The organism is Pseudomonas neustonica (assembly GCF_003797945.1).
In the GTDB taxonomy this organism is placed as follows: Bacteria; Pseudomonadota; Gammaproteobacteria; order Pseudomonadales; family Pseudomonadaceae; genus Halopseudomonas; species Halopseudomonas neustonica.
Window position 1 is genome coordinate 440093 of sequence record NZ_RKKU01000001.1, and the last position, 13324, is coordinate 453416.

Genomic DNA, 13324 nt, shown 5'->3' on the forward strand with positions numbered 1-13324 from the left:
GCAGTTGTCGGCGCTTGGCTAGCAGTGCCAATCATGCTTGTTTTGCCGCGCGGGGCTTCTCTTTGCGCAGCATAGTGAGTAAAAATGGGCGTTTATTCTGTCTGCGGCGGTTTTTGGCCGAGACAGCCGCTGAGTCGAGCAAGGACATGCCTCACCCATGCGATTGAAATGCATCAAGCTGGCAGGCTTCAAATCCTTTGTTGACCCTACCACCGTTTACTTCCCGACCAACATGGGAGCGGTGGTGGGGCCGAACGGCTGCGGCAAATCCAATATTATCGACGCGGTGCGCTGGGTGATGGGTGAAAGCTCAGCCAAAAATCTGCGTGGCGAGTCCATGACCGATGTCATTTTCAATGGCTCCAACACGCGCAAGCCGGTAGGCCAAGCCTCGATTGAACTGGTATTTGATAATAGCGATGGCACCTTGCGTGGTGAATACGCTGGCTACAACGAGATATCCATTCGTCGCCGGGTAACCCGCGAGGCGCAGAATCAGTACTTTCTCAACGGTACCAAGTGCCGCCGCCGCGATATAACCGACATCTTTATGGGCACGGGCCTGGGCCCGCGCAGTTACTCGATCATCGAACAGGGCATGATCTCCAAGTTGATCGAGGCCAAGCCCGATGAGTTGCGTCTGTTTATCGAAGAGGCCGCAGGTATCTCCAAGTACAAGGAGCGCCGCCGGGAAACCGAAAACCGCATTCGCCGTACCCACGAGAATCTGTCCCGTCTGACCGATCTGCGCGAAGAACTCGAACGCCAGCTTTCGCACTTGCATCGACAGGCGCAGGCCGCGGAGAAGTATAAGGAATACAAAACTGAAGAGCGACAGCTCAAGGCGCAGCTGCAGGCACTGCGTTGGCAGGGGCTGAACGCGCAGACTGGTGAGCGCGAACATCGGGTGCGTGATCTTGAGGTCGCGCTCGAAGCCCTGATTGCCGAGCAGCGTAACGCTGACAGCGAAATCGAAAAACACCGCGACCAGCACAGCGATCTGAACGAGCGCTTTAATCAGGTGCAGGCCCGCTTCTATAGTCTGGGTGCGGATATCAGCCGTATCGAGCAGGTGCTGCAATTCAACCGTGATCGTCAGCGGCAGCTGCATGACGATATCGAGCAGACCGAGAATGCCTGGCAGGAAGCGCAGAGCCACCTGACTCAGGACCAGGCGCTATTGGCCGACCTGCAAAACGAACTGAGCGAGCTGGAGCCCGAGCTGGAACTGGCGGGTGCTGCCGATGAAGACACCGCCATGCAACTGCAGGCAGCCGAAGAGAGCATGCAAAGCTGGCAGCAGGCGTGGGAGCAGTTCAATCAGCAGGCAGCGGTACCGCGCCAACAAGCCGAAGTCGAGCAGTCGCGTATCCGGCACATGGAGCAATCCATTGAGCGCCTGGGCGAGCGTATTCAGCGCCTGGAAGAAGAGCGCGGTAGCTTGAACGCGGGGCCACTGGATGACGAGCTGGCTGAGCTGGGCGAGCAATTGGCCGAACTGGAAATGCGCGGTGAGGGTGATCAGCTGGCCTTGGCAGAGGTGGGTGAAACGCTGCAACACGAGCGCGACAACCTTAACGCGCTGCAGCAGGAACAGGATATTCGACGTGGCGAAATGCAGCGCGGCAGCGGTCGCCTGGCGTCATTGGAGGCCTTGCAGCAAGCCGCGTTGGATCAGGGTACCGAGGTTGGTGACTGGCTGGCGGCGCAGGGTCTGGCGGGCGGTCGTCAGCTCGCCGAGCAGATTCAGGTTGCCAGCGGTTGGGAATTGGCGGTGGAGACTGTGCTGGCCGATGACCTGCAAGCGGTCTGTCTGGACGACGTTGCCAACCTGACCGAGGCACTGGCTGACTTCGAACAGGGTAATCTGCGCTTGCTGGATGCGCGCAATGCGGGCCGCAGCTCCCCCGGTAGTCTGCTCGACAAGGTTGAATCCGCGATCGATCTCAGTCCCTGGCTCGGCAGTATCCGTCCGGTCGAACACCTGATAGATGCCCTGACGCAACGCGACCAGCTCGCAGCGCATGAGTCGCTGATTACCCCGCAAGGTCATTGGCTTGGTCCCAACTGGTTACGATATCGGCGCGGTGAGGCCAGCGAGTCAGGCGTACTGGCTCGGCAACAGGAGATGGAGCAACTGCAGGCGCTGCTCGCTGAACAGGAACTGGCACTGGAGAGCAGTCAACAACGCCTGGGTGACCTGCGTGAGCGGATTCGCGGACTTGAACTCAAACGTGAAGGGCTGCAGCAGGCAATCTCCAGCTTGGGTCGTCAGCAAGGTGATCTAAAAGCACAGTGGTCGGCAAAGCAGGTACGGCTGGAGCAGATTACGGCGCGGCGGCAACGCATTGGCGACGATCTGCAGGACATCAAGCAGCAGCGCAGCGATGAGCTGGAGCAGATTGGTGAAGCGCGGCTGACTCTGCAAGCCGCCCTCGACAGTATGGAGCAGGACACCGGCCAGCGCGAAGAGCTGCTGCGCCAGCGCGATCAGGCGCGTGAAGCGCTGGATCAGGCACGGCAGCAGGGCCGTCAGCAGAAAGACCGGTCACATCAAATGGCCTTGCGGGTACAGTCGCTCAAGGCGCAGCAGAACAGCACGGCGCAGGGCCTGGAGCGGCAACAGATGCAGGCCGAGCGACTGGGCGAGCGCCGTGAGCAGTTGCGCATGACGCTGGAAGAGAGCCAGGCACCGGAAGACGATCAACGCATTGAGCTGGAAACCTTGCTGGAGCAGCGGGTTGATGTCGAGCATCAGCTGACTGCTGCGCGGCAAGAGCTGGAGACAGTCGACCAGCAAATGCGGGCACAGGAAACGCGCCGCGTGCAGGCCGAGCAGCAGGCTCAGGTTCTGCGTGAACAACTGGACGAGCAGCGCCTCAACGCCCGCGATCTGCAGACCCGTCGTCAGGGATTGCAGGAGCAATTGCTGGAGTCGGGTTACGATCTCAACGGCGTTATTGAGACCTTGCCGGAAGGGGCGACCGAGGCCGACTGGGAGCAGCAGTTGACCCAGCTGGATGCGCGTATTCAGCGTTTGGGCGCGATCAACCTGGCGGCGATCGAAGAATACGAGCAGCAATCAGAGCGCAAGCGGTATCTGGATGCGCAGAACGCGGACCTCGAAGAGGCGCTCAATACACTGGAGCAGGTCATTCGCAAAATTGACCGGGAAACCCGTGCGCGCTTTAAAGAAACCTTCGATAAGGTCAATCATGGGCTGCAGGCACTCTTCCCCAAAGTCTTTGGTGGCGGCAATGCCTACCTTGAACTAACCGGCGATGATCTGCTGGACACCGGCGTGACCATCATGGCGCGCCCACCCGGTAAAAAGAACAGTACTATTCATCTTTTGTCCGGTGGTGAAAAAGCGCTGACCGCGATTGCGCTGGTATTTTCTATCTTTCAGCTTAATCCCGCGCCATTCTGCATGCTGGATGAGGTGGATGCACCGCTGGATGATGCCAACGTGGGGCGTTACGCGCGTATGGTCAAGGAGATGTCGTCACGGGTGCAGTTCATTTACATTACGCATAACAAAATTGCGATGGAGATGGCAGATCAGTTAATGGGAGTAACTATGCATGAACCGGGTTGCTCAAGACTGGTCACAGTAGACGTAGAAGAGGCCGCAGCACTGGCGGCAGTGTAAAGTTTAGAGCTGGCATGCTAGCATCCGGCCAGATATCAGGCGGGCCTTGGCCCCACACAGAATTGTAAGAACAGGAACGGGTATTCATGGATTTCGGTTTGCGTGAGTGGCTTTTCATTTTTGGCCTTCTTGTCATCGCCGGCATTCTGTTCGACGGTTGGCGTCGTATGGGCGGGCGTTCGCGCATTCGCTTCAAGTTGGAGCGCAACCTCAACGACTTGCCGGAAGAAGCAGCAGGAAGTGATGAATTGCTGGGCCCACCAAGGGTTATCGGTGGCAGACCTGAGCGCGAGGAACCGTCCTTTGGTTCTTCTCTGGACGACGTGACTGACTCGCAGGCCGACGCTGATTGGCGTGAGCCGCAGCAGGGCGGCCTGGATCTGGAAGAACCGCCGATACTGGTTGACCCTGTTGCCTCTCGCGGGCCTGCAGCGGGTAAGCCGGGCAAGCCGCGGCAACCAGAGCCGAAGGCCAAGGCCGGGCAAGACTTGCCTCCGGTTGAAGAAGTGCTGGTGATCAATGTTGTTGCCCGTGATGAGCAGGGTTTTGTCGGTTCAGCGCTACACCAGAGCATTCTGGAAAGTGGCCTGCGCTTTGGCGATATGAATATTTTCCACCGTCACGAGAGCATGAGTGGCAACGGTGACGTGCTGTTCTCCATGGCCAATGCCTTGAAGCCGGGTGTATTTGATCTGGATGAAATGGATCAGGGACATGTCCGTGCGGTTAGTTTCTTCATGGGCTTGCCCGGTCCACGACATCCCAAGCAGGCGCTGGATTTAATGATCGCCGCTGCCCGCAAGCTTTCTCATGAGCTGGGCGGCGATTTGAAAGACGAGCAGCGTAGCGTGCTGACCGCACAAACTATCGAGCACTACCGTCAGCGTATTGCCGAGTTTGAGCGGCGGCACTACAGCCAGCGGCGTTAAAAACAGTGCTGGAAGGCGTGCGCCTTCCAGCCACAAGCCACAAGCCACAAGCCACAAGCCACAAGCCACAAGCCACAAGCCACAAGCCACAAGCTAGAAGCTAGAAGCAAACCCCGCCGGTTGGGAGCGGTTGCTGCTTTTGGTTTAGCTTGCCGCTTAAAGCTTGAGGCTTGCCGCTCCGCAGCAGCTGCTGCTGCGGCAGCACTCGCCGCCTGCGGCTGGCTTGGTTACAATCAACAGCCTGTTTCCCATCACTTCGGTTACCCATGACTCAGCACACCACGCCCGCCGAACGCGCTATTGCGTTGCGCGACGAGATTGCCCAGCACAACCATAATTACTACGTGCTGGATGAACCGGCCATACCGGATGCTGAGTACGACCGCCTGTTCAACGAACTCAAGCGTATTGAGGCGGAGCATCCCGACCTGGTTACGCCTGACTCACCCACTCAGCGGGTGGGTGGGGCGCCGGCGGGTGGCTTTGGTGAGGTACAGCATGAAGTACCCATGCTTAGTCTGGGTAACGCCTTTGCCGAGCAGGACATGTACGACTTTGATCGCCGGGTGCGCGAGGGATTGGATCTGCCTGCTGGCGACCTCTTCGGTGACGGTGCCGAGGTTGAGTACTGCTGCGAGCCCAAGCTGGACGGCCTGGCAGTCAGTTTGCTTTATGAAAACGGGTTGCTGGTACGGGGCGCAACACGCGGTGATGGCAGTACCGGTGAGGATATCTCCAGCAACGTGCGCACCATTCGCAATGTGCCGCTGAAGCTGCGCGGCGAGGGTTGGCCAGCGGTATTGGAAGTGCGTGGTGAGGTGTTCATCAGTAAGGCGGGCTTTGAGGCGCTGAATGAGGCCGCGCGCGCTAACGACAGCAAAACCTTCGCCAATCCGCGTAACGCCGCGGCTGGCAGCTTGCGTCAGCTTGATCCCGCCATCACTGCCAGTCGTCCGTTGGAGTTCTGCTGCTATGGTTTTGGCCGGGTCGAGGGCGAGCTGCCAGCGACTCAGGTAAGCATTCTGCAGGCATTCAAGGAGTGGGGCCTGACCATTAGCCGCGAGCTCAAGCAGGTACAGGGCGTCGCCGGTTGTCTGGCCTATTACCGTGATATTGGTGAGCGACGGGCTGCTCTGGAATACGAGATTGATGGGGTGGTGTTCAAGGTTAATCGGTTGGACTACCAGCGTGAGCTGGGCTTTCGGGCGCGTGAGCCGCGTTGGGCCATTGCCCACAAGTTTCCTGCCTCCGAGGAGTTAACCGAGTTATTGGATGTCGAGTTTCAGGTCGGGCGCACCGGGGCCATTACGCCGGTAGCGCGGCTGAAACCGGTTCAGGTCGCGGGTGTGACCGTCTCCAACGCAACCTTGCACAATATGGATGAGGTGGCCCGCCTGGGTGTGATGATCGGCGATACCGTGATCATCCGTCGCGCCGGCGATGTTATTCCGCAGGTCATGCAGGTGGTGAGCGAGCGTCGTCCGGCGGATGCCCGCCCGGTTGACGTGCCTAGCGAATGCCCGATATGCGGTTCTGCGGTCGAACGCACCCAATTGGTCAAACGTGGCAAGGGGCGGGAAACCATCTCGGACGGTGCGGTCTATCGCTGTGTTGGCCGCTTGACCTGTCAGGCACAACTGAAGCAGTCCATCATTCATTTTGTCTCGCGCAAAGCGATGGACATCGACGGCTTGGGCGAAAAGAGCGTCGAACAGTTGGTGGATACCGGCTTGGTCGCATCACCTGCGGATCTGTTTCAACTGACTTTTGAGCAGGTATTGGCACTGGACGGCTTTGCCGAGCTGTCCAGCCGTAACCTGTTGGCGGCCATTGCCGATAGCCGTGCACCTGCACTGGCGCGCTTCATCTACGCGCTGGGCATTCCTGATGTGGGTGAAGAGACCGCCAAGTTGCTGGCACGTGCGCTGGGCTCGCTAGAGCGCATTCGCCAGGCATTACCACAGGTATTGGTGTACCTGCCGGATGTGGGCGCCGAAGTGGCTTACGAGATCCATAATTTCTTTGCCGACGAGCATAACCAGCAGGTCATCGATCAATTGCTGGCACGTGGTGTAACGCCCAAGGAAACAGGCGAGCTGGGCGCGGAGTTCGCGGCCAGTGTGTCGCTCGCCGAGTTTCTGGCGCGCCTGGATATCCCGCATATTGCCAAGACCGGTGCCGAGCGACTAGCTGCGCGCTTTGGCAGTCTTGCAGCGATATTTGCTGCCGACTGGCTCGATCTCAAGCAGGTCGAGCGGTTGAACGATAAAGCCATCAAGGAGCTGCGGGCCTTTGCGCAGGATGATCAGGCGCGTGCACAGGCGCTTGCCGTTGAGCAGCAGTTGCGTGACTTCGGCATGCACTGGGAGTCGGCGCGCGCCGAGACAGACAGTTTGCCGCTGGCAGGCCAGACCTGGGTGCTGACCGGCACCCTGGAGGCTATGCCACGTGATGTTGCCAAGGTGCACCTGGAAAGTCTGGGCGCCAAGGTGGCTGGCAGTGTATCGGCCAAAACCCAGTGCGTGGTCGCCGGGCCGGGCGCTGGCAGCAAGCTGGCCAAGGCCGAGCAGTTGGGTGTGGCTGTGCTGGATGAAGCAGGGTTGCTGAGTCTGCTGGCTGAACACGGCATTCAGCCATGAGTGAGATTATTGTACTGGCGCCGATGGAAGGCCTGGTTGATCCGCCGATGCGCGATATTCTTACCCGCATTGGCGGGATCGACTGGTGTGTCAGCGAGTTCATCCGCGTGACGACCGGGCTGCTTAACCACGGCACACTGCAGCGCATAGTGCCGGAAATGGATCATGGCTGGAAAACCCGTGCCGGGGTGCCGGTACGGCCACAGTTGCTTGGCTCGGATGCTCACTGGCTGGGTGAGAACGCAGCGCTGCTGGCGAGTCTGGGAGCGCCAGCGATTGATCTGAATTTTGGCTGCCCGGCCAAGACCGTGAACCGACACCGCGGTGGTGCCAGCCTGCTGCGCGAACCCGAGCTACTGCAACAGATTGTAGCCAGTGTCAGAGCGGCTACGCCCGCGTCTGTTCCGGTTACTGCAAAAATGCGCTTGGGTTATAGCGATACCGGATTGACGCTGGAGTGTGCTGCCGCGCTGGAGGCAGGTGGCGCGGCTGAAATCACGGTGCATGCGCGGACCAAGGTTGAAGGTTATAAACCGCCAGCGCACTGGGAGTGGTTGGCGCGTATCCGTGAGTCGGTCAGCGTGCCGGTGATCGCCAATGGTGATGTCTGGACGCCCGAGGACTATCGCCAGATTCGCGACATTAGTGGCTGCGAACGGGTGATGATTGGCCGCGGGCTGGTGCGGCGGCCTGATCTGGCCCGGCAGATTCGGCAAGCCGATTGTGCTGATACGGCTATGGCGCCTTGGCCCAGCCTCTTGCCCTGGATTGCCGATTTCTTTCAGCAGACCCGCGAGCGGGTAGTGGATCGGCATGCACCGGGCAGGCTGAAACAGTGGTTATCCATGCTGGGATTGACCTATGCCGAAGCCAAGCCGCTATTTGATGCGCTGCGCCGTGAGACGAATGCAGAATCGATCAGTCGTTGTCTGGATGCGCTGGCTGCAGGCGCAGACCAAGCGCAAACACTGTTGGCACTGAGCGAGCAAAAGCCAATAGTGCAGAGCTGCGCCTGAGGCCAGTGGCCCGCTAGCCATCCGGCAATCAGGCTTGAAGCTCTGAACTCAATTGGCCCATCTCAAAGCTGAGTTGCTCCAGGCTGTGCTGGCCTTGCTGTAGTTCGTTCTGCAGTTGCGCCAGCTGCTCGGCTAGCTGCGCATGGCCAGGTTCCGCGTGGGGCTGCTCAACCTGCGTTAATTGCTGCAGCGCGGTATCGCTCAACTGCTCGGTTTTCTCTGCCTGCGCACTGGCTTGTTCGATTAGCTGGTTGGTTTTTTGTACCTGGTTACCGAGTGAGTTGATCTCGGTATCCACTTTGCCCGTCTGCAGATTCATCTGTTCGATAATCTCGCCCACCTCTGCGGTGGCCTTGGTGGTGCGGGTGGCCAATGCGCGAACCTCGTCGGCGACCACCGCGAAGCCACGACCGCTTTCCCCGGCACGCGCGGCTTCAATGGCGGCATTCAGCGCAAGCAAGTTGGTCTGGCTGGCAATGCTATCAATCACCTGGGTTACCTGACTGATTCGCGCGCTTTGCTCCTGCAGTTGAGCAAGCAATTGCAGGCTGTTGTCGCTATGCAGTGTCAGACTCTGGCTCAGTATGACGCACTCACTCAGCGTTTGTCGGTTGAGCGCGTTTGCACTGCGCACCTGGCTGACAGACTCGGTGGTATCGGCATGCAACTGCTGCGCTGCACCCTGGCTTTGCAGGGCTGATGCCTGTTGATTGTGAAGTTGCTCCAGTTCACTGCACGGCGCAGTGAGGCTGAGAGCCAGTTGTTTGGCGTTGTGCGCGAGGATCTCGAGACGATCTGCATGCTGCTGGTTCTGTTCTGCGTCGGCCAGGCCTTGCTGCCTGATCGCCTCTGTGGCTGCCAGGTTATCCTTTGCCATTGGCTGATCCGCTGGTGGATAGCGCCAGGGCAGGCCTAGCCAGGGAATAATGCAGAGTACCAGTGCAGGGGCTACCGCATCGCCGCCGTGACTGTAGAAAAGCCAGGCGAGCATGCCAGCCTGAATGATGGCCAGGGCGACCTTGCCGATGAATCCTGTTTGCATTGTTATAGTCCGTTAGGTACCGCTACTGCTCATTATTGTTGTTAACACAGGCGTGTTGGCAGTCATTAGGCCATTGCCTGCGGTGCAATTCAATCAAGCTGTCCTTACGTCAGTCGCTGTTGCTGCATGAAGCGTAGGTCCAGCCAATCTTTAAAGCGTCCCGCCAGTTTGCCTTCGCTCGCCAATGGGCCATAACTCAGTAGTGCACGGCCGTCGGCGCAAGACAGCAGAGCCAGCGCTTTGCTCTGCGGTTGAAAGCTGCCCAGTGGGCTGCCCTGCAGGTGAGCAATGAGGTTGTCGGCCAAAACCGAGCCTTGCCTTACAGCATAGACGCCAGAGTGGGGCGTTTGCGGCAGGCTGGCGCAATCACCGCTGGCAAAAATGTTGTCGTGGTCGAGGCTTCGCAGGTGTGAGTCGATACGGATAAAGCCCTCGGTATCACAGTTGAGTCCGCTGTGTTGCTGCCAATCCGGCGCGGCGGTGCCTGTGGCCAGAATTACGGCTTGCGGTTGCAGTACCGGTTGCTGCTTAACATAAAGCTGTCCGCTGGTGATGCGATCAATTGGGCTGTGCTCGTGGAGTGTGATTTGCGCTTTTCTTAGCCGGTTGCTGGCCAGTCGCGCCAGCCTCGGCGGATGACTAGCCAGCAGTGTACCGCTGCTGAATAGGTCGATTTGTGTGCCGGGCAGGCTTATGCGTAAGGCCATAGCTAACTCAAAGCCAGCAGCGCCAGCACCAACGATGGCGAGTTGGCGGGGTGGGGTGGTTAACCATTGCTGCCACTGGCGGATAAAGTGCGGGAAGGGCTTGGCACCGATTAGTGCCAGACTCTGGTCATGCTCGAAGAGCACCGGTGCTTTAGCACCGCTATTGAGTGACAGCGTGTCGAACGCGATGCGCTGCCCGTCGGCCAATTCAAGCGCGCTATTGTCTGCCGTAATCGAGCTGACGGCAGCGCAGACAAGCTCAAGGCCGCTGGCCGCGCAGAGCGAAGCTAGGGGGATGCGGCACTGCTCAGGCTGAAAGCGACCAGCAATCAGTCCGGGCATCATGCCTGAGTACCAGGCATGCGGATCGGGATTGATCAGCAGGCTACCGGCAGGTGCACTGAAGCCCTTGGTTGCCCATTGGCGCAGGGTTACCAGATGAGCATGGCCCGCACCAACCAATACCAGCGGAGCGTTAGGTGTGTTTTTTTGCATGCCTGAAGACTAGCTGCTGTGGGCGGCAAGGGGAAGTGTGCACAGCTGGTCGGATGGGGTCGTCGGCCTGCATTTCACCGGCTACGCTGATAGCACTTTGTTACGCACATAGCCCCCATTGATAAGTACGCATTGTGCTTACTAATGCGCGTATTTCGAAATCGACTTTCGCTGTGCGAACCTGATAGTCTGCAAACTGATAACTCCAAATACAAACAAAAAGGGAGCGTAGAGTGAACGACCAGATTCGTTATCCGACAACCGTCCGCGCCTGGTGTACCGTTGGTATCCTGTTGGTGGCCTATGTTCTTTCCTTTGTTGACCGCCAGATCCTCAATCTGCTGGTTGGCCCAATCCGCGCCGACCTAGGCATCAACGATACCCAGATGAGCCTGCTGATGGGCCTGTCGTTTGCCATTTTCTATACCATTGCCGGTATCCCCTTGGGCCGCATCGCCGACAGCAAGAGCCGCCGCGGGCTGATTGCCTGGGGCGTGGCCTTCTGGAGTCTGATGACCGCTGCCTGCGGTCTGGCGCAGCAGTACTGGCACTTCATCCTTTGCCGTATTGGCGTCGGTGCGGGTGAAGCGGCCTTGTCGCCAGCCGCCTATTCGCTGATTGCCGATAGCTTCCCGGCTGACCGCCGCGCTACGGCCATCAGCGTGTACGCCATGGGTATTTACCTCGGTGCCGGCATGGCCTTTTTGCTCGGTGGCATCGTGGTGACCTGGGCCAACGCGCAGGGCGCGATGGAGCTGCCGGTGTTTGGCGTCGTGCGCCCCTGGCAGTTGATCTTCCTGGTGCTGGGCGCCGTCGGCCTGATGTTCTGCCTGGTGCTGTTGGCGATCAAAGAACCTACCCGTAAGGGCGTAGGCGCCGGTGTGGCCGTGCCGCTGAAAGAGGTGGGCGCCTACCTGCTAACCATTCGCAAGGCGGTGCTGTGCCACAACTTCGGTTTCGCCTGTCTGTCGTTTGCTTCCTACGGCGCCTCGGCCTGGATTCCGACCTTCTTCATTCGCACCCACGGCCTTACCCCGGGCGAAGTGGGCATTTACTACGGCAGCCTGGTGATGGTTGCCGGGTCTACCGGTATCGTCTTTGGCGGGCGCCTGGCGGACTATATGGCCCGTCGCGGCTACCGCGACGCCAATATGCGGGTTGGCCTGCTGGCTGCGGTGCTGACGTTGGCGTGCAACGTAGTCTTCCTGGTCGATAACATGCCGCTGTTGTGGGCTATCATGTTCTTCAACGTGTTTACTGTTGCCATGCCGTTTGGCGTAGCACCGGCCGCTATCCAGGAAGTCATGCCCAACGCCATGCGCGGGCAAGCCTCGGCGATCTATCTGTTTACCATCACTTTGATTGGTTTGGGGATTGGACCGACCGCCGTCGCCCTGGTGACCGACTATGTCTTCATGGACGACATGGCAATCCGTTATTCCATCTTCATTGTTGCCAGCGTGATTACCCTAGGCGCGATCATCCTGCTCTGGATGGGGCTCAAGCCTTATCGAGAAGCGCGAGACACGCTGGAAAGCTGGAGTACAAAGCAAGGCCAGCCTGGTTGAGTATCTGTCTCGGAGTAGCCAGCTGATTTATCTATTTCAACAGGAGCAACAACATGACTGACGCAGTTATCGTATCCACGGCCCGCACGGCTCTGGGCAAATCCTATCGCGGTGCGCTGAACAACACGCACAGTGTCGACATGGCTGGCTACGTTATCGAGCACGCGGTCAAGCGCGCCGGTATCGATCCTTCGCTGGTTGAAGACGTGATCCTGGGCGCCACCTTCCATGAGGGCGCACAGGGCAAAAACATGGCCCGTCTGGCGGCCATCCGTGGCGGTCTGCCGGTCACCACCGCAGGTATGTCGATCAACCGCTTCTGCAGCTCAGGCCTGCAGTCCATCGCCATTGCGTCGCAGCGGGTTATCAGCGAAAAGATCCCGGCCATTGTTGCCGGTGGCGTTGAGTCCATCAGCCTGTGCCAGAACGACAAGCTGAACATGTTCCATGGCACCAACGAATGGCTCATGAAGAACAAGCCTGAGCTGTACATGTCGATGATCGAAACCGCCGACATCGTGGGCCAGCGTTACAACGTCAGCCGTGCATCGCAGGACGAATACGCATTACTGAGCCAGCAGCGCACCGCAGCAGCCCAGGAAGCCGGCAAGTTTGACGATGAGATCGTCGCCTACAACACCATCATGAAGGTGCAGAACAAGGAAACTGGCGAGATTACCGATAAGGAAGTCAAACTGGTTAAAGACGAGTGCAACCGTCCGAGCACCACGCTGGAAGCCCTCTCAAGCCTGCAGCCAGTGCGCGGTCCCGGCAACTTTGTAACGGCCGGTAACGCCAGTCAACTGTCCGACGGCGCGTCTGTTTGCACCGTGATGAACAGCAAGGTTGCTGAGCAACTGAACATCAAGCCGATGGGTATCTTCCGTGGCTTTGCAGTTGCCGGTTGCGAGCCTGACGAAATGGGCATTGGCCCGGTCTTCGCGATTCCGCGTCTGCTGGAGCGTAACGGCCTGAAAATGGACGACATCGGTCTGTGGGAACTGAACGAAGCCTTTGCTTCACAGGTTGTCTACTGCGCCGAGCGTCTGGGCATTCCGATGGAAAACCTGAACGTTAACGGTGGTTCCATCTCTATCGGCCACCCTTATGGCGTAACGGGTTCACGTCTGGTTGGCCATGCGCTGATCGAAGGCAAACGCCGTGGCGTCAAGTACGTGGTCGTGACCATGTGCATCGGTGGCGGCCAGGGTGCTGCCGGTCTATTCGAGATCGTTTAAACCGCAGCTATAAGCCGCAAGCCGCAAGCTGCAAGCTA

At 58.9% G+C, this 13324-nt stretch carries 7 protein-coding genes and 1 pseudogene; 6 read left to right on the forward strand and 2 right to left on the reverse strand.

Annotated elements, in window-relative coordinates; genetic code table 11:
• The first annotated feature begins 157 nt into the window (after positions 1-157).
• From smc to EF096_RS02185, 4 genes are all read left to right on the forward strand, one after another.
• Positions 158-3652, forward strand: a complete 3495-nt coding sequence (smc, locus tag EF096_RS02170; RefSeq protein WP_123887953.1) for a chromosome segregation protein SMC — start codon at positions 158-160, stop codon at positions 3650-3652.
• Between the two features lie 86 nt (positions 3653-3738).
• Positions 3739-4581 carry a cell division protein ZipA gene (gene zipA, locus EF096_RS02175; protein WP_123887954.1) on the forward strand — a complete coding sequence of 281 codons (843 nt, stop codon included), beginning with the start codon at positions 3739-3741 and terminating at the stop codon, positions 4579-4581.
• A 266-nt stretch (positions 4582-4847) separates the two neighbouring features.
• Positions 4848-7220, forward strand: a complete 2373-nt coding sequence (ligA, locus tag EF096_RS02180; RefSeq protein ID WP_123887955.1) for an NAD-dependent DNA ligase LigA — start codon at positions 4848-4850, stop codon at positions 7218-7220.
• The gene (locus EF096_RS02185) at positions 7217-8236 is read left to right on the forward strand and encodes a tRNA dihydrouridine synthase (RefSeq protein WP_123887956.1); all 1020 of its coding nucleotides are present in this window, start codon (positions 7217-7219) and stop codon (positions 8234-8236) included. The genes ligA and EF096_RS02185 overlap by 4 nt, the downstream gene beginning before the upstream one ends.
• 28 nt (positions 8237-8264) lie before the next feature.
• Here EF096_RS02185 and EF096_RS20850 read toward each other — a convergent pair.
• Positions 8265-8735, reverse strand: a pseudogene (locus tag EF096_RS20850) (methyl-accepting chemotaxis protein); the annotation flags it as partial.
• 647 nt (positions 8736-9382) lie between these two features.
• Positions 9383-10480 (reverse strand): FAD-dependent oxidoreductase, encoded by a 1098-nt coding sequence (locus EF096_RS02195; RefSeq protein WP_123887958.1) that lies wholly within the window; start codon positions 10478-10480, stop codon positions 9383-9385.
• Positions 10481-10713: 233 nt separating this feature from the next.
• Between EF096_RS02195 and EF096_RS02200 the strand changes: the two genes are divergently transcribed.
• Together EF096_RS02200 and EF096_RS02205 are read left to right on the forward strand one after the other, a co-directional pair.
• Complete coding sequence (locus EF096_RS02200) at positions 10714-12048, forward strand: spinster family MFS transporter (RefSeq protein ID WP_123887959.1); 1335 nt, start codon at positions 10714-10716, stop codon at positions 12046-12048.
• Between the two features lie 53 nt (positions 12049-12101).
• Positions 12102-13286, forward strand: coding sequence for an acetyl-CoA C-acyltransferase (locus tag EF096_RS02205; protein ID WP_123887960.1), 1185 nt, complete (start codon positions 12102-12104; stop codon positions 13284-13286).
• Positions 13287-13324 lie beyond the last annotated feature (38 nt).

Coding starts and splice junctions, on each gene's coding strand:
- EF096_RS02205 (WP_123887960.1), top strand. CDS start 12,102: ATGACTGACGCAGTTATCGTATCCACGGCCCGCACGGCTCTGGGCAAA.
- zipA (WP_123887954.1), top strand. CDS start 3,739: ATGGATTTCGGTTTGCGTGAGTGGCTTTTCATTTTTGGCCTTCTTGTC.
- smc (WP_123887953.1), top strand. CDS start 158: ATGCGATTGAAATGCATCAAGCTGGCAGGCTTCAAATCCTTTGTTGAC.
- ligA (WP_123887955.1), top strand. CDS start 4,848: ATGACTCAGCACACCACGCCCGCCGAACGCGCTATTGCGTTGCGCGAC.
- EF096_RS02195 (WP_123887958.1), bottom strand. CDS start 10,480: ATGCAAAAAAACACACCTAACGCTCCGCTGGTATTGGTTGGTGCGGGC.
- EF096_RS02185 (WP_123887956.1), top strand. CDS start 7,217: ATGAGTGAGATTATTGTACTGGCGCCGATGGAAGGCCTGGTTGATCCG.